Raw genomic sequence first — 15,732 nt, forward strand, 5'->3', positions numbered from 1 at the left:
CTCTTCATCGTCGCAGCCATCGTGGCTAAGTTCGATCCACATCTCAAAGCGTTCGCTCAAAGGTTGCAACTGGCGGGAAAGCCCAAAATGCTCATCCGCATCGCGCTTGCCAGAAAACTTCTCGTCATCCTCAATGCAAAAGCACGCGACGCGAGAAGTGAGTTCGCAAATGCAACTTGACCCCCCAGATAGTCGCTCTCCCCCACTTTGTGGGGGCGAGGAACCCAAGCATTCGGAGGGCGCGACCTCAGAGATTAGCGTTTCCTCGCCCCCATGAAATGGGGGAGAGGTGGCCGCGTAGCGGACGGAGAGGGGGCGCCATAGGCGATTGCCCTGCCGGCTGGCGAGTGACCTGATGGGCGCGCGCAGAACGCAACCATCCACCGCATCGGCCCCTGCCCCGTGGCTATGGACGAATCCCCTCATGCACAATAAGGATTGGCATACGGTCTGCTGCGGCGATTTCGCGCCCAGGCAGGCGACGTTCGATCAATGACGCTGCGCCGGGCGCCTGTTCGATGACGCCGCCCTGCAAACGTGTCGAAACCGGGGGACCTGGTCATGACCGACAACAACAAGCCGACAACAGACGTTTCCAAGGACTGGCAAGCATCGCAGGGCCAGAAGTCCGGCGCCACGCGCCTTAGGCTTTTCGCCGTGCTGTCGTGGATCATTGCCATTGGCGGCGAGATCGCCGGGATCGTCTTGCTCTACAAGCACAAGTTCGACCAGGGCAACCTGCCGCTGCTGATCGGCATTCTGGTCGGGATCGCGATTTTCGCCATCGCCGGCAGCCTGCTCTGGAAGGCGGCCAACAGGAAGGACCCGGCCCGCGAATCCGACACATTCAGGTTCTTCGTCCAGAACCAGCTCGGCGCGATCATCACGCTGATTGCCTTCCTGCCGCTGGTTCTCTTGATCCTCAACGACAAGAACATGGATCCGAAGAGCAAGAAAATTGCCGGCGGCGTCGGCGCTGTGCTGGCCGTGCTGGCGACGCTGATCGGGGTCAGCTACCAGCCGCCATCGGTCGAGCAGTACACGCAGGACATGAACCAGTGCGCGGCGCAGATCAAGGCGGGGCAGCCGACCACAGCCTGTTCGCCCGAGGTCGCCGCCCAGGCACAGGCGATCGCCACCGACTCCACCACAGTGGCCGAGGCGACGAAGGACGCGGCACACCCCAACGGTCAGGATATCGTGTACTGGATCGCGCCGGAAAACGGCGCCGCGAAGTCCGACACGGAGCATGTCTTCCACCTCTGCGCCGCCGTCAGCCCGCTGAAGGACAAGACGGTGAACAGCGGCACCGTGACCGAAGCCTACGCCCAGAACGCCATCCGCATCACCAAGCAGATCGAGATGGAACAGAAGCAGTGCGGGTTCACGACCACGGCGCCGGCGCCGGCGCCCGCGGCAGCGGCACCCGCACCAGCGCCCGCGCCCGCGCCGGCGCAATAATCCGACGGTGCGCTGGCGGGCGGCCAAAGCCCGCCAAAGGCACCTCATCTGCGACTAGGCGGCAACGATCGCGCTTACCAGTCGGGCGGTGCGCGGCGCGAGCGTCAGCCCTATGTGTCCATGGCCGAAGGCAAGGATCACATCCCGCCCACCTCTCGACGGCCTGATGACGGGCACGGAATTGGGCATTGAAGGCCGGAAGCCGAGCCAAGTCCGGCTCGGCTCCCCCAGCTTTGGGAAAACCCGACGCGAGTTTGCCGCGAGCGCCGCCAGCAAGCGCTGATTGGCGGGAGCCCCCAAGCCGCCGAGTTCCACCAGGCCCGCAACGCGCAACCGGCCCCGCATCGGGCAGAGATAGAAGCCAAGCGCTGTCGGGCAGACCGGCCGTTCAATCGGCGGGTGGGTCATGTCAAATTCGATGTGATAGCCGCGTTCGGTGTCCAGTCTGACCGGATCGCCGATCTGGGCGGCGAGCCTTTGCGAGTGAGCGCCGGCTGAGATAACAGCGGTCCGGGCGCGGATGTCGAAGGGCGCGGCGATGATCCGGATTCCATTCGCTTCCCGGGCGACCGTTTGTGCAGAGGCCTTGACGAATTCCATACCCGCCCGCCGAACCGTTGCGGTCAGCCGAGCCATCGCATCGCCCGGATCGCTAAGATTGATCGCGCCGGGAAAAAACAGGCCGCCGCCTTCGAAGGGCGGTAGCCGAGGTTCGAGCCGATGCACTTCATCGGCCGAAAGCAGTTCCTGACCAACGCCATAGAAGCGGCGCAGATCGATGTCGGTGGCTGCCGCCCTGAAGGCCTTGGGCGTTTCGTAGAGATAGAGACAGCCCTTCGCGGAGAGCAGGTCCGATGCCGATATTTCGGCCGCGAACTCTCTCCATTCCGACGATGCGTCCGATACGAGTTCGGCGATCGCCCGGGTGTTTTGCCTGAAACGGTGCGGCAAGGATTCGTAGGCGAACCGCGCCAGCCAGGGGAACAGGGTCGGCAAGGCGGAAGCGCGGATCGACAACGGACTGCGCGCATCGAGCAGCAAGGAAGGCAAATTCCTCAGAACCGCCGGCGTCCCGACGGGGATTACCGCATAGTCCGCGATGGTCCCGGCGTTGCCGTAAGATGCGCCACTGCCAGGTTCGTTCGGTTCGATCACGACAACCTCGCGTCCGTCAGCGCGAAGCCGAAGTGCAATCGCCAAACCTATGACGCCACCGCCGATGACGGCGATGTCGGTCGAAATCCTGCTCATCTGGTCCACATGCGTTGAGGCAAAGACGGTGGCTGGCGCCCGAGACCCTGCGAAACGGCGATGGCAGTGCCGTGCCCGGATCGCACATGCGCCAATGGGTTCTGCTAGGACTGTTTGCTGGCTGGCGTTCAGGCAGGCGCGGCGTAGCGCGCGACATAGGCAGCCGTTCGTGCTTCACGCGGGTTGTCGAGCACGTCAGCCGCCTTTCCCTGCTCGATGATCCGGCCGCCGTCAATGAAGACGACCCAGTCCGAGACTTCACGGGCGAAAGGCAGTTCGTGGGTGACGAGGATCATGGTCATGCCGTCCTTTGCCAGTTCTCGCATCACACGCAGCACCTCACCGGTCGATTCTGGATCGAGCGCGGAGGTCGGTTCGTCGAACAGAAGCACAGTCGGGCCGAGGGCCAGGGCGCGCGCGATCGCGACGCGCTGCTGCTCGCCGCCAGACATGCGTTCCGGATAGGCTGTTGCCCGATGCGCGAGACCGACGCGCTTGAGCAGGCGCACCGCACGCTCGACCGCTTCGCGCTCCCCGATTGCGGCGGCATGCATCTGGGCGAGAACGACGTTTTCCACCGCTGTCAGATGCGGGAACAGGTTGAAGCGCTGAAACACCATGCCGACGCGCTGGCGCAGCTTGGCGAGGTTCCTGCACGTCACCGCACCCTTGTCGCAGATCGTCTCACCGTTGACCTCGATGACGCCGTCGTCGGGCTGCTCGAGCAGGTTGACGCAGCGCATCAGCGTCGTCTTGCCGCCGCCGCTTTGGCCGATGATGCTGACGATCCGACCAGCCGGCACGTCGAGATCTATGCCGCCGAGCACCTGCCTCCCGTCGAAGGATTTCCGCAAGCCACGGATAGTGACTGCCGGGCCGGAAGCCGTCGTGCCAAGCTCCCTATTGAGTGTCTCGTGTGCCATCGGTCTAGGCTCCGCCCGCGAGCAGCGTCTTCGCCAGCTTCAGCCGCCGCCGGCGCCCCAGCGACAGCGGTACGCCAGCCTGAATGGTCCGCTCCAGCCAGAGCAGGCATTGCGAAATCGGATAGCAGACGGCGAAATAGATAGACGCAATCACCAGATAGACTTCGAGTGCCCGAAACGTTTCGGAGGCGATCAGCTGCGCCTGGGTCATCAGTTCAACGGCAGAGATCGTCACCAGAAGCGACGTCGATTTCAGAAGGTCGACGAACATGGTGTTGGTGCCAGGCAATGCCAGCCTCAACGCCTGAGGTAGAATGACGTGGCTAAAGGTGGTGCCGCGGCCAAGGCCCAGCGCCTGCGCAGCCTCGTTCTGACCGGAATGGATGCCGGCGATGGCCGCGCGGAAAATCTCCGAGAGATAGGCGGCATAGAACAACATGAGGCTCAGCACGCCGGCGACGAAGACGCTGAGCTTGATGCCGACCGACGGCAGGCCGAAATAGGTGACGAAGATAATCGCGAGCAACGGGACGTTCTTGAATATCTCCGTGTAGATGGCGGCCGGCAGACGCACCAGACGCAAGCGATTGAGGCGCATCAGCGCCAGCACGAGGCCGAGGACGGCAGCACCGACAAAGCTGACGATGGTGTAGGCCAGGGTCCTGAGCAGACCCCAGCCGAGATTGCTTGCGTAGTCGCTCCAGGGAACCTGGAAAAACCCGGTGAGCGTGTGGAAAAGGGACATCTGCTTGCCCCGACGCTCAAGGCGCGATTGAGGGCGGCGACCAATCCGCGGGGCGGTCCACGCCCCGGCGCTGAGCCGCCATCTCCGGCGAAGGAACCAGGAACTGCTTCGGATCGCCGCCCCATTTTGTGACGAGCGCGGCAAGCGAGCCGTCCTTGTACATTGCATCGATCTGGTCCGAGACAGCTGCCGCGAGCTTCGGCGCCTCTTTCGGCAGGTAAAAGCCGGTCATGTAGGGCTGGAAATACTGATAGTCGGGATGGGCCTTGATCTCGTCGGCGGTTGGCGGCGCCAGATAGGCGACGCGGAACTTCATGTCCGGCCGTTCCTTCTGCTGATAGATGATCAGCAGCGGGTCGAGAAAGCCGACATCCAGCCTGCCTGATGACAGGTCCTGAAAGACACTGTCGGCCGTGGGATAGGTGTGCGGGGTGGCATTGGGCACCTGCGCGATCGATTTCGCCCAGACATAGCCGGTGACGGTCCCGAGATCCTTGCCCTCCAGGCTCTTGACGTCCGGATAGTCGGCAGTGCCTTGCACCGCCATTGCCGGTGGCGAATAGTAAGGCGGATCGGTGAAGAGACCGACCTTCTGGCGCGCGTCCGACCAGGCGATGCCGCCGATCGTGATGTCGGCACGCCGCGACTGGACCGATGCCAGCATACCGGGAAAATCGGTGACGCTGACTTCCATCTTGAGACCCAATTTGTCGGCGACCGCGGCAAGGATATCGCTGTCCAGCCCGACGAGCTTCTCGTCCTTCATCGCCGTGTAGGGCATATAGGGCTCGATCGTGACCTGTAGGACGCCCGGCTTCAGCGTCTCAAGCCCGTCCGCATGCGCCACCGTAGCCAGCAATCCAATTCCCAGCAAGGCGGCAATGCCGACCTTGAATTGCGAGCGAGACAAAACACCCTTTTCCATCCCCGATATCTCCCTGTCACCGGATCAATATATTTGTGATATATTGATTAGTATATTATATGAATCCGTTGTCAAGTGATTCCTTGGCGATCGGGATCGACCCCTGTGAGGTGAGTTGGATGGATGCGCGGATGCCGGAAGACGATGCCGACAATGTCGAGGCTGGCTCGACATTGGCCGAGCGCACCTATCTGCAGCTGAGGGAGGACATCATCACGGTTAAGCTGGCGCCCGGCACCCTGCTTCGCGAAACCGATCTCATGCGGCGGCTGGACGTCGGTCGCACGCCGGTGCGCGAGGCGTTGTTGCGGCTGCAACGCGATGGCTTCGTCGACGTCAACGGCCGCCGCGGCACCTCGGTCAGCACGATCGACATCAGCGATCTATCGGCGATCTATGAGGCCAGGGCGAGAATTGAATCCTGGGCGACGCGACTGGCCGCCGAACGTCTGCGCGAGCCCGAGCGCCGCGAAGCCCGCGGCCTGATTGCCGAACTCGCCGCCTTTGCGAATCCTCCCGAACTCGAGCCCCTGCTGGCGCTCGACCGACGCATCCACCGCTTTATCTATCGCGCTGCCAAGAATCCTTACCTGTTCGACACGCTCGACCACTACCACAACCTGTCGCTCAGGATATTGCATGTCGCGACGCGGCGGTTTCCGGAGCTAATGTCTGGCCTCGACAAGGTGCTCCAGGAGCAAACCCTTATGCTCGAGGCGGTTTGCCGGGGAGATGGCGAAACGGCCGAGCGCATCGCGCTGCATCACGTGCTTAGCTTCGAACAGGATGTTCGCAAGATCATCTAGCCGATTTTGTCGTAGGATCAGCCTTACCCCCAAAACAAACAAGGCCCCTCCCGGGGCCTTGTGCATTACCTCAGTGCCGGGCTCCCCTCACTTCCCCATCAGCTGCTTGGCATTCTCGGCCGTGATCGCGTTGGCGTGCGGCTCCCAGGGACCGAATGCTTACCTGGCAGAGCTGAACGCAACGTAGGCAGGCGGCGGCTCGCTAAATCCCAGTGGCGTTCCCACCTCCGATGACGTGGTCGCGAAAGCTAACCGTTCCTTATGGGGCTTCGTAGAGTTCCAGCGGCAATCCATCTGGGTCTCTGAAAAAGGTAAACCGTTGGTCTGTATATGGGTCGATCCGGATCGGCTCAACGGCAACGCCGGCGGCTTCCAGGCGCATAATTACGGGATCGAGATTCGCCACGGCAAATGCCAGATGTCTCAGGCCTGTCGCCTCTGGATGGGACGGCCGCATCACTGGTGCAGGGAAGGAGAACAATTCCAGTTGGACGGACCCGATCTGCAGGTCCGCCTTCCATGACTGCCGCTCTTCCCGATAGACCTCCCGGATCAGTTCGAGGCCGAGGAGTTCGACGTAGAACCGTCGCGACCGGTCGTAGTCGGTGCAGATGAGCGCGACGTGGTGAATGGCGTTCAGCATGCTACGAACTCTAGCCAAGCCGGGATTTCAGGCCAAGGTCACCATCGGGTACGCGGGGCACTTTGTTGATGTCGCCGTTCGCGAGGGTCGCCTTGTCCGGATTGGGCACAGCGTCGGATGGTCGGCCTGCCCGTTGTCTGTCAGTGCCCCGCCCGGGCCCCCGACGCAATAGAGCGCCTCAATCGCAGCGCCCGCCCCCGTGGCGGATGTCATAATCGGATGGCTTATGGTGCTGATCATGGCTCTGATCGGGTTCTTCGTGCCGCTGAGAAAAGCAGTTCGTGCAGCCCGTTCCATGGGCTATAATGCGCGCAGCATTGAGGTACCGGGATGCCGGGCTGGCTCGTATCGATCGTCCTTGTGAATGTCGCTTCTGCTGTCGGAGGGACATCGTGAACGTCCTGATTGTCTATGGAACGACCGAAGGGCAGACGGAGAAGATTTCCGCACGGGCGGCAACGCGTATTCGCGAGCGCGGGCACCAGGTCGAGCTGCTGGATAGCACAGCGCTCGCATCCGATTTGAAGCTCGGACACTTCGACGCGTTCGTCATTGCCGCGTCGGTCCACCAGGAGCACCACCAGGAATCCGTCACGAACTTCGTATTTGCGCATCACGAGGCGCTGAGCACCAGGCCCTCGGCCCTCATATCCGTCAGTCTGTCGGCGGCGCTGGAAGACCAAAAGACGGAGGCTCAAAAGTATGTGGATCGCTTCGTCTCCGTGACAGGGTGGCAACCACGCATGACCCTTCTTCTCGGGGGCGCATTGCGCTTCACCAAGTACGATTACTTTCAGGAGCAGTTCGTCAAATTCGTCGTTATGAAGAGCGGCGGCCCGAGCCCCGAGCGCGATTACGAATTCACTGACTGGAACGCACTCGCCGACTTCGCCGATCGATTTCTCGAGACGGCCAAACAAGGAGGTGCCTGAGTCCGGCGCAGCCTGCATCGAGATGCACAAAGTGAAGCTGGCCCTTTCACCTGGGGAGTCCCGTGACCGTCACTGAGATGACCGCCCAAGAATGCAGGATGCACCTGGCCGACAGCAGGGTCGGGCACCTCGCGTGCTTAAGGGACGGGATGCCGTACGTCGTACCGATCAGCTTCGTTTACGAGAACGGCCACATCTACAGCTTCTCCCTGATCGGCCAGAAGGTCCGGGCGATGCGCGAACATCCTCAGGTCTGCTTCGAAGTCGACGAGATTGCCAACCCTCGCAGCTGGTGGAGTGTCGTTGCTTTCGGCCTCTACGAAGAACTGGCCGAAGCGGGCCCTCGGCAGAATGAGCGCGACCATGCCTGGTCGCTGTTGCAGAAAGCGCGCCCCAACTGGTGGGAACCTGGCAGCGAGACACCTTACGCCGAGGACAAGGTGGCCAGTCCGCCTCACCTCTTCTTCCGCATCAACATCGAGAAGATCACTGGTCGTCGTGCCCTGGTCTGACCGGCCCAGCCTGTTTCATGATGATCTCGCGATGCGGATAAGGGATGCTTATGCCGTTTGCCTTGAACGTGTCCCACAGCGCCAGCAGCACTTTTCCGCGCACGTTGGTCAGGCCTTGCTGCGGGTCTCGGATCCAGAAGCGCAGGACGAAGTTCAGCGAGGAGTCGCCGAAGTCCGTCAGCCAGCAGACAGGCCGCCGGTCGGCCTCGACCCGGCCGACGCTGATCGCGGCCTCTATCGCCAGTTCGCTGACCTTGTGCGGATCGGCGTCGTAGGAGACGCCGAAGTTCACGTCGAGGCGCACGAGGTTGTCGCTGAACGACCAGTTGATAACCCTCTGGGTGATGAAGTCCTCGTTGGGGATCAGGAATTCGCGGCCGTCGCGCGTCACCACCGAGACGAAGCGCGCCCGCAATTCGCGGATCCAGCCGAAGGTGCCTTCGAGCGAAATGGTGTCGCCCGGCTTGATCGACTTGTCGAGCAGGATGATCACGCCGGAGACGAAATTCGAGACGACCTTCTGCAGACCGAAAGCGAGACCGACACCAACGGCGCCGGAAAACACCGTCAGCGCCGTCAGGTCGAGGCCGACGGCCGAAAGTGCCACGGCGCCGGCCACCAGCACGAGGCCGATCTTGGCGACCTTGCCGACGAGGACGCGGATCGACGGTGTCAGCTCCTCGGAGAGGCGGACGCGCTCATCGATGTAATTGCCAGTGACCACCGCAAGCCAGACCGTGGCGATCAGGAGCAGCGCCGCCTTCAGCACCATAAGGGCCGAAATGCGAACCGCGCCCAGAGGGATTGCCAGGCTGTCGAGGAAGGCGGCCGCCTCGTTACTGACGCCCAGTATGACAAGGGCCGCGTAGATCCAGGCCAGCCAACCCAGCGTGCGCGCGACGAGGCGGTTGCGGATGATGCGCGACAGCACGGTCGCAAACAGCCACGCCAGCGAGAGCAACAGCGCGACGAGCAGGAGATGGGTGCGGCTCGGCCAGGTGATGGCGAGCAACAGGTTGAGCGCGGCAAACAGGAAGATATTGAACAGGATCCAGTCGGTGCGACGCAACAGCGCGATGACGACCCTTAAGAGTCCGGGATGGCCCTTGATCTGGCGTGCCTGGTTCTCGATGAGAGGCTCGACCCGCAGCGCCGCCAGCTTCGCCATCGCAAAGAGCGAGGCGATGATGCCGACCTGATAGACGAACCAGGGCGCGGCGGCATAGTCGAACCATCCGCCGGCCCAGGCCAGCGCTCTATCGATGGCGTCGCGAAAATCCATTGCCACACGACCACTTGGCTACGAATTGCACGTCCACAATGTCGTCGGCCCTGTGATTGGTCAAGCCGACCTTCAGGGTCAGTAGCGGTCACTCTCGATGCCGGCTCCGCCCCAAGGCGCGGCAGCCGACTACAGCCTGTTCGCCCGAGGTCGCCGCCCAGGCGCAGGCGATCGCCACCGACTCCACCACGGTGGCCGCGGCGACGAAAGACGCGGCACATCCCAACGGCCAGGATATCGTCTACTGGATCGCGCCGGAAAACGGAGCCGCGAAGTCCGACACGGAGCACGTCTTCCACCTCTGCGCCGCCGTCAGCTCGCTGAAGGACAAGACGGTGAACAGCGGCACCGTGACCGAAGCCTACGCCCAGAACGCCATCCGCATCACCAAGCAGATCGAGATGGAACAGAAGCAGTGCGGGTTTACCACAGCGGCGGCACCCGCGGCAGCGGCTCCCGCGCCAGCGCCGGCGCCGGCGCAATAGTCCGACGGCGGGCTGGCGGGCGGCCAAAGCCCGCCAAAGGCACCTCATCTGCGACTAGGCGGCAAGGATCGCGCTTACCAGTCGGGCGGTGCGCGGTGCGAGCGTCAGCCCTGTCAGTCAGTAGGCTTCGATTGTCAGAATTGCGTTCTGGAATCGCTTGGCCGCAAGGTCCTCTGGCGTGATCCAATATTGCAGCGGCCCCATCTCCCCGACCGTCCAATTGAGCGCCATATCCGGCCCAAGTTGGAGCAACAGCAGGTAGCGGTCCTTCATCTCGTCGGCCGCGACCTGGACGACTTCCCCCTTGCCAAGCATCTGATGGGTACGGGACATGTGGCGGTGAGACAGGGCGGCCACGACGTCAGGACCGATGAGCGCTGCACCGGCCGAATCTGTCAGTCCCCCTTCGGCGCCTTTGATGGCCGCGATTGAAAGCCAATCATTCATAACCTGCGGGAGCTGCCGATGATGCGGCCGCCGCACCGAGGATGACGGCATACCGTTGGCATGCAAGTGTTCCAGAAAGGCAAGTATCTGCTGCTTCACCTCGGGAGGCGGTGCGTCATAATCCTTCAGTCCGACGTTGACCGTCGGAAAGAATGCGTTGAACATCTTCGAACCGAACGCCGACAGTTCGCGCTGCACCGTCCGTAGCCGCTTGGCCTCCGGATCATCTTCGGCAACATCGCCAAGCGCCTTCAGTTGGGCCGTGACATCGGCCGCCTCTTCGCGATGATATGCCTCCACAAGCTTCCGAACGATCCGCGCGGAATGCCAATTGGCCGGAAATCCCGGATACGGCGTCCAAAGCGTGTCTTTCGGCGCATGATGAGCGGAAAGCAGCGGATCAGGGGCGACTGACGGACCGTAGAAGGCGTCGACCCTTTCGGTGCGAATTTTGTCTGCGACCTCGAAAGCATGACCTTCGTCCGCACGCGCCGTGACTTCGGCGTCGGTCGGCTCCTCGATCCAGGCAAACTCGACCTCGACCCGGTCATAGTGGGTTCGCTTGCCCCGCAAGATTTCTTCCATGGGGTCCGATCCCTGAATCCTGGCGGTGAAGGGCATGTCAAGCGGCGCCCACTTCTGTGTCGCCTGACGTGGTTCGTAGCGCGTCACGAAGTGCATCGCGTCCGCCCCAAACGTGTCGGACATTGGCGCAAAGAAATAGAGATAGCCCTTTTCGGGGAGCAGATCTCGTCCTGGTCCCGGCGGCAGATCCGAACAGTCAATCTGCGCCATGAAATTGAGGCGCTCGAGCAATCCCTCCCGATTGTGAACCGTTGGCCAGTCGAACTCATCGGGGACAATCGGCAGCCCACCAAAATAGCTCATGCTTCGTTGGGGAAGACGCGGCGGAAAGACGTGCTTGATCGCAATGCGCGCGGCTTGCCCACGTTCGATCGCTTCGCGGCCATCGACGGAAATCGGCGGGATCTTGCGCTCGACATGCGCTTTGAACGCCGCCTTGCGCTGGTCGTCGCTGGTCTTGGCCTGCTGCTGCATGTCGGCGATCAGCTTTTCCGCCGCGGAATTGGGTTTGGGCGATATAGCGCGGGCCGCTTCAGAGGTTCGCGCACGGCCTGGCTTGTCTTTTTCTTTTGAAGACGAAAACAGCCCGGCAATGCGTTTTGCCCCGCTGTAGACCAGGCTGCCAACGATCAGGAGCATCGCCCCGACCACAAACAGCGGCATCAGCCTTTCCATGACGCTTACCCCCCGTCGTCAGCTACGTCACTCCGTCCCGCAACCAAATTATTGCCGTCATATCAGCCGTTGCGCAAGCAAGGGGCCAACTGATCCGCGATCCGGCGGCAATACCGGGCGCAGCTCACGGAGACGGAGCATGTCTTCCGCCTGTGCGCCGCCGTCAGCCCGCTAAAGGACAAGACCGTGAACAGCGGCATCGTGACGGAGCCCAAGATGGAACAGAGCGGGGTCACGACGACGCCTTGAGTGTGGTTGAGGTTAAATCAGTGTTCTAAATGCCTCTGAGTTGATGCTTCTGCTCACGCCAATGCTTGCTATCCTTTGCAGGTGACGCTATCGAATAGGGAAAGACGGGTCAGGATTTTCCTGGTACCGTTACTTTCGAAACCACTGTTTCTGCATATCTTAGAGCCTCGCCGGCGTCCAGGTAACGCCCTTGTTTGGACAGTCGAGGCGAAGCCATCGGAAGGTCTCGATTCCACAATGGGGGAACCATGTTAGGAATACCGTTTACCGACATCGAGACGCATGCCGACGCGGCCACTAAACTTCCTGCATTTAGAATAAACCTAAGTAATATAAGAAATGCAGTTTCAGATATACTCTCGGAATGGAAGAGCTCTGGCGTCTTCCTTGAATACACTGATCACAGCTTTCAGCACGTTATCGATATGCTGAAAACTGCGGAGTGGGTAATTCCACCGGAAACACAGGCAATCATGACGCCAGGTGATTGGTTGATGTTAACCCTGTCGATATACTTTCATGACATCGGCCTTCTCGTCACCAAAGATGAATTTGACGCTCGCGATCGCAATCCGGATTATACTTCTTACAAAAATAATCCAATCATAAACGCGGATAAACACAAGGAGTATATTGCTCGCCTTGGCCAATTGAATCCTGTAGAGGCCGACCGTATCCAGTACCAGGAATTTGTCCGTACATTCCATGGAAAGCGAATTAGAGCATGGGTGGAAGGCGGCTCAATCGACGACAACAAAGCCACAGCTGCTTTGAAGAGCATAGTTGGAGATCTTCTTTCCCCGTTGGATGCAACGTTCCGTCGAGACTTGGCGATGGTATGTGAAAGTCACACATTGGGACATTCGGATGCCGTAGCCGCCCTCAAGGTATCGCAACCCTATGGAGGTCCGCATGAGTCAGTTAACCTTCAATACATCGCGATTATCTTACGGACTGTTGACCTCATTCAAATTACTAACCGGCGAGCCCCTACTGTTCTTTTTCAACTAATCAATCCGAGCAATCCAACGAGCCAAGTCGAATGGCAAAAGCAGGGAGTCGTCAGAACTGTTAGAGCGGCGCCAGCACGAGATCGCGACGGCAACGTGACCAAGGACGGGGTCTCATCGTCAATAGAGGTTCACGCGACTTTCAAAGAGCCAAATGGCTTCTTTGGTCTTACGAGTTACCTCGCATATGCTCAGCGCGAGCTTGGCGCCTCATACAACCTCGTGCAGAAGTCACGGAAAGACGTTGTGGAAGCCTATAATTTTCCGTGGCGGGACATCGATGACAGGGGCATTGATACAGACGGCTTCATGACGGAGTCATTTGAATTTTCCCTTGATCAGCACAAAATACTTGATCTTCTGACGGGCCATACACTCTACAACAATTCGACCGTTGTTCTCAGAGAACTCACACAAAATGCGCTAGATGCGGTTCGCCTCCAAGCTGCAATTGATAATGCAGAGCCAGATTCCGGCTTAGTAAAAATTCATTGGGATACTCAGGAGCGGGCGCTAACAGTCACCGATTTTGGAACGGGAATGTCGCAAGAGGTCATTGAGAACCACCTCCTAACGGTGGGATCATCTCGGTATCAAGATCCCAAGTTCAAAGAGAAGTTTCCAGACTTTCACTCTATTAGTCGGTTTGGTATAGGGGTCCTATCCGCCTTTATGGTTTCTGACGACGTCGAGATAACGACCTGCAGTCCGGATGATCCGAAGGCGCGTCGCATTGCTCTGCAATCCGTTCACGGCAAATACCTTATCAAGCTGCTCGACAAGGTTAAGGATCGGGATGAGCTGCCGATGTACCCTCACGGTACGGCAGTACGGTTGAAGCTTAGGCCGCTCGCCGAAATTGGGGACGTTCTCGAGGTTGCCAGGTCTTGGCTTATGTTTCCTCGCTGCAAGGTTTCGGTCCAAATCGACAAGGCGGCACCGGTGTCGATCGGATATTTATCGCCACGACAGGCTGTTGAACAGTATGTCGAAACACTTAGAGCAGGACGATCCAAGACCGAGTATAAAGTCGAGGAGTTCAACAAGGCTGGGATAACCTTAGCTTTCGCGTTGTCGAAAACAGAACTATTCCAAGATTGGACATTCGTCTGGGTTCCTCGCGGACGGAGGACAAGCAGGCCTGATGAAGCTCCCCCTCCCGTTGCCACGTGCATCGAGGGCGTTGCGGTGGAGCCCAATTCCCCTGGATTTCAGGGGCCGAGTATTCTTGCAATAGCCAACGCAGTGGGAAAGGAGGCTCCTAAAACAAACGTAGCGCGGTCTGCTTTGGAAGATACCGCGGAACAAAGGCAGATGCTTAGGGTGGTCTATGATCTGTACGGAGAGCACGTATCAAATGAGATCGCGCGGCTAGCGAGATCAGACAGTTACTCGCTTTCGCGGGCAGTTAGCGTTGCCCCGTTCATAGCTAGTCCGCTGACCGGACTTGGTACGCCTGCTTCCAAGCCGGAGATATTGAGCGAGTCTCTAGCTAACGTGCCCTTGATTCTCGTTGAGGACAAGGACAAGCGATCCAACATATCTTTGAATATGCTGAAGGAAAGCTCGACATTCATTACGATCGAATCTCCACTTCACCGTTCGATCGAATATTTTGTTAAAGGAGGCTCCGGCTGACGTTACTGCTATGAAACTCTTGACCGTCTTGGGCAACGCAGGTCTTCAGCAGCAAGGTCAGCTTGTTGTATGCAATATGTCTTCATCCTATGTGGATGATCACGTCCGCTCCGCCTTCGATATAGCGAAAGTCGACGCTTCTCTCGAAGCGCGAGCTCTAACCCTTACATGGAAAAAACGAGGGCAAACTCCACGCTGGATGTCGAGTTCGGATGTATATAGTGATGTCGTGAAAGACGACGTCCAATTTTTTCATCGAGTCGTAGAATTTAGAGATAGGATCCGTTCCCAAGGAGGAGGACGTTACGAGCCCTCATCTATACTCAACGTCCCTCAGCACGACGTTGAAGTGGTCAACTTAGAGAAGTACGGAAGCTTTATCTCCAATCAGGAAAGGTATCTGGTTCCTGGATCGGCTTTGGTGAAATATCTGGCGCAGCTCAACGCTAGCCAGTCTGAAGATCGTCTGCGCTCCTTGGCATCGGCATTTATATTTCTTGAGGTTATTCGGTCATCTAACTGGACCTGGGACATAATGAACTCAGATTTGTATGATCGCGCTGCTGCGAATTCGGTATTTTCTTCCTTCAGAATGTATTTAGATAAATCACCTTTTTTGAAGGCGATACGAGAAACTAACTCCGCTACTTTTGATTCATACGCATGGGATCGACGTCAAGAGGGCCAATTATGAGCGATACAACAAGGCAAATCTTGTCGCTTGAGCGTTACAAATATATTTTGGATCAGAAGAAAAACCTAAATGAGAGGACATTCAAGATTGCTTCAATATACCAAGTTCTGATGATCGCAATAGCGTCTGCGCAATTTACGATTATATCGGATGCTAGCGCTGGTCGGCTAGATAAGGGAGTTGCGACTGACGCCAGCTGGGGTCTCTTCGTAATTTTTTCTCTTGTTACAACATTAATGATAGCGCTAATAGTCGGGGGAATATGCGCTTGGTTTGGCTACAGGAAAGATGAGAACGAGATAGAGCTCTTGATTGCAGGCACATCCAGGGAGATGCCGAAGCTCGGCGACGCGTTTAAGTGGTATGAAAGCTACTTAATTGTTGCAGCGATCGCCGGAGAAATGCTTTATCTGTTATCTATGGTGTTTATTATCACCCCTAGACTTTAGAAGCATGATTCGATACTTCT

Annotated in this window: 15 protein-coding genes and 1 pseudogene; 9 read left to right on the forward strand and 7 right to left on the reverse strand. The window is 58.9% G+C overall.

Annotated features, from left to right (window positions below):
- Together AC1D1L_RS19730 and AC1D1L_RS19735 are read left to right on the forward strand one after the other, a co-directional pair.
- A pseudogene (locus AC1D1L_RS19730) lies at nucleotides 1–180 on the forward strand (IS110 family transposase); the annotation flags it as partial.
- Between the two features lie 381 nt (nucleotides 181–561).
- On the forward strand, nucleotides 562–1,461 hold the full coding sequence (locus AC1D1L_RS19735; RefSeq protein WP_477343131.1) for a hypothetical protein: 900 nt from the start codon (nucleotides 562–564) through the stop codon (nucleotides 1,459–1,461).
- 54 nt (nucleotides 1,462–1,515) lie between these two features.
- Here the strand turns inward: AC1D1L_RS19735 and AC1D1L_RS19740 are convergent, their stop codons facing one another.
- The 4 genes from AC1D1L_RS19740 to AC1D1L_RS19755 form a co-directional block, all read right to left on the reverse strand.
- Entirely contained in the window at nucleotides 1,516–2,712 is a 1,197-nt protein-coding gene (locus AC1D1L_RS19740; RefSeq protein ID WP_477343132.1) for an NAD(P)/FAD-dependent oxidoreductase, read from the reverse strand.
- Between the two features lie 128 nt (nucleotides 2,713–2,840).
- Entirely contained in the window at nucleotides 2,841–3,635 is a 795-nt protein-coding gene (locus AC1D1L_RS19745; protein WP_477343133.1) for an amino acid ABC transporter ATP-binding protein, read from the reverse strand.
- A gap of 4 nt (nucleotides 3,636–3,639) precedes the next feature.
- On the reverse strand, nucleotides 3,640–4,380 hold the full coding sequence (locus AC1D1L_RS19750; RefSeq protein ID WP_477343134.1) for an amino acid ABC transporter permease: 741 nt from the start codon (nucleotides 4,378–4,380) through the stop codon (nucleotides 3,640–3,642).
- A 16-nt stretch (nucleotides 4,381–4,396) separates the two neighbouring features.
- Entirely contained in the window at nucleotides 4,397–5,305 is a 909-nt protein-coding gene (locus AC1D1L_RS19755) for a substrate-binding periplasmic protein (RefSeq protein ID WP_477343136.1), read from the reverse strand.
- Between the two features lie 119 nt (nucleotides 5,306–5,424).
- On the opposite strand from AC1D1L_RS19755, the gene AC1D1L_RS19760 reads away from it, so the two are divergent.
- Nucleotides 5,425–6,111, forward strand: coding sequence for a GntR family transcriptional regulator (locus tag AC1D1L_RS19760; RefSeq protein ID WP_477343137.1), 687 nt, complete (start codon nucleotides 5,425–5,427; stop codon nucleotides 6,109–6,111).
- Nucleotides 6,112–6,370: 259 nt separating this feature from the next.
- On the opposite strand, the gene gloA2 is transcribed toward AC1D1L_RS19760, so the two are convergent.
- Nucleotides 6,371–6,754 (reverse strand): SMU1112c/YaeR family gloxylase I-like metalloprotein, encoded by a 384-nt coding sequence (gene gloA2, locus AC1D1L_RS19765; protein ID WP_112561848.1) that lies wholly within the window; start codon nucleotides 6,752–6,754, stop codon nucleotides 6,371–6,373.
- A 392-nt stretch (nucleotides 6,755–7,146) separates the two neighbouring features.
- Here gloA2 and AC1D1L_RS19770 point away from each other — a divergent pair, with 392 nt between their 5' ends.
- On the forward strand, nucleotides 7,147–7,686 hold the full coding sequence (locus AC1D1L_RS19770) for a flavodoxin domain-containing protein (RefSeq protein WP_477343138.1): 540 nt from the start codon (nucleotides 7,147–7,149) through the stop codon (nucleotides 7,684–7,686).
- Between the two features lie 62 nt (nucleotides 7,687–7,748).
- Entirely contained in the window at nucleotides 7,749–8,198 is a 450-nt protein-coding gene (locus AC1D1L_RS19775; RefSeq protein WP_477343139.1) for a pyridoxamine 5'-phosphate oxidase family protein, read from the forward strand.
- Here the strand turns inward: AC1D1L_RS19775 and AC1D1L_RS19780 are convergent.
- Entirely contained in the window at nucleotides 8,173–9,480 is a 1,308-nt protein-coding gene (locus tag AC1D1L_RS19780) for a mechanosensitive ion channel family protein (RefSeq protein ID WP_477343140.1), read from the reverse strand. The two genes, AC1D1L_RS19775 and AC1D1L_RS19780, sit on opposite strands and share 26 nt — an antisense overlap.
- Nucleotides 9,481–9,536: 56 nt before the next feature.
- Here AC1D1L_RS19780 and AC1D1L_RS19785 point away from each other — a divergent pair, with 56 nt between their 5' ends.
- Nucleotides 9,537–9,965 (forward strand): hypothetical protein, encoded by a 429-nt coding sequence (locus tag AC1D1L_RS19785; protein WP_477343141.1) that lies wholly within the window; start codon nucleotides 9,537–9,539, stop codon nucleotides 9,963–9,965.
- 117 nt (nucleotides 9,966–10,082) lie between these two features.
- Here AC1D1L_RS19785 and AC1D1L_RS19790 read toward each other — a convergent pair whose 3' ends face one another.
- Nucleotides 10,083–11,660: a DUF1963 domain-containing protein gene (locus AC1D1L_RS19790; RefSeq protein WP_477343142.1), complete on the reverse strand. Its 1,578-nt coding sequence runs from the start codon at nucleotides 11,658–11,660 to the stop codon at nucleotides 10,083–10,085.
- 509 nt (nucleotides 11,661–12,169) lie between these two features.
- On the opposite strand from AC1D1L_RS19790, the gene AC1D1L_RS19795 reads away from it, so the two are divergent.
- From AC1D1L_RS19795 to AC1D1L_RS19805, 3 genes are read left to right on the forward strand one after another with little or no spacing between them, the layout of a single operon-like run.
- Entirely contained in the window at nucleotides 12,170–14,569 is a 2,400-nt protein-coding gene (locus tag AC1D1L_RS19795) for an HD domain-containing protein (RefSeq protein ID WP_477343143.1), read from the forward strand.
- A gap of 10 nt (nucleotides 14,570–14,579) precedes the next feature.
- Nucleotides 14,580–15,263, forward strand: a complete 684-nt coding sequence (locus AC1D1L_RS19800) for a hypothetical protein (protein ID WP_477343144.1) — start codon at nucleotides 14,580–14,582, stop codon at nucleotides 15,261–15,263.
- The gene (locus tag AC1D1L_RS19805) at nucleotides 15,260–15,712 is read left to right on the forward strand and encodes a hypothetical protein (RefSeq protein ID WP_477343146.1); all 453 of its coding nucleotides are present in this window, start codon (nucleotides 15,260–15,262) and stop codon (nucleotides 15,710–15,712) included. Before AC1D1L_RS19800 ends, AC1D1L_RS19805 begins: the two co-directional genes overlap by 4 nt.
- Nucleotides 15,713–15,732: the final 20 nt, after the last annotated feature.

The sequence above is a fragment of the Mesorhizobium sp. P2_D6 genome, assembly GCF_056404315.1.

Coding starts and splice junctions, on each gene's coding strand:
- AC1D1L_RS19795 (WP_477343143.1), top strand. CDS start 12,170: ATGTTAGGAATACCGTTTACCGACATCGAGACGCATGCCGACGCGGCC.
- AC1D1L_RS19745 (WP_477343133.1), bottom strand. CDS start 3,635: ATGGCACACGAGACACTCAATAGGGAGCTTGGCACGACGGCTTCCGGC.
- gloA2 (WP_112561848.1), bottom strand. CDS start 6,754: ATGCTGAACGCCATTCACCACGTCGCGCTCATCTGCACCGACTACGAC.
- AC1D1L_RS19760 (WP_477343137.1), top strand. CDS start 5,425: ATGGATGCGCGGATGCCGGAAGACGATGCCGACAATGTCGAGGCTGGC.
- AC1D1L_RS19735 (WP_477343131.1), top strand. CDS start 562: ATGACCGACAACAACAAGCCGACAACAGACGTTTCCAAGGACTGGCAA.
- AC1D1L_RS19800 (WP_477343144.1), top strand. CDS start 14,580: ATGAAACTCTTGACCGTCTTGGGCAACGCAGGTCTTCAGCAGCAAGGT.
- AC1D1L_RS19755 (WP_477343136.1), bottom strand. CDS start 5,305: ATGGAAAAGGGTGTTTTGTCTCGCTCGCAATTCAAGGTCGGCATTGCC.
- AC1D1L_RS19805 (WP_477343146.1), top strand. CDS start 15,260: ATGAGCGATACAACAAGGCAAATCTTGTCGCTTGAGCGTTACAAATAT.
- AC1D1L_RS19790 (WP_477343142.1), bottom strand. CDS start 11,660: ATGCCGCTGTTTGTGGTCGGGGCGATGCTCCTGATCGTTGGCAGCCTG.
- AC1D1L_RS19780 (WP_477343140.1), bottom strand. CDS start 9,480: ATGGATTTTCGCGACGCCATCGATAGAGCGCTGGCCTGGGCCGGCGGA.
- AC1D1L_RS19750 (WP_477343134.1), bottom strand. CDS start 4,380: ATGTCCCTTTTCCACACGCTCACCGGGTTTTTCCAGGTTCCCTGGAGC.
- AC1D1L_RS19740 (WP_477343132.1), bottom strand. CDS start 2,712: ATGAGCAGGATTTCGACCGACATCGCCGTCATCGGCGGTGGCGTCATA.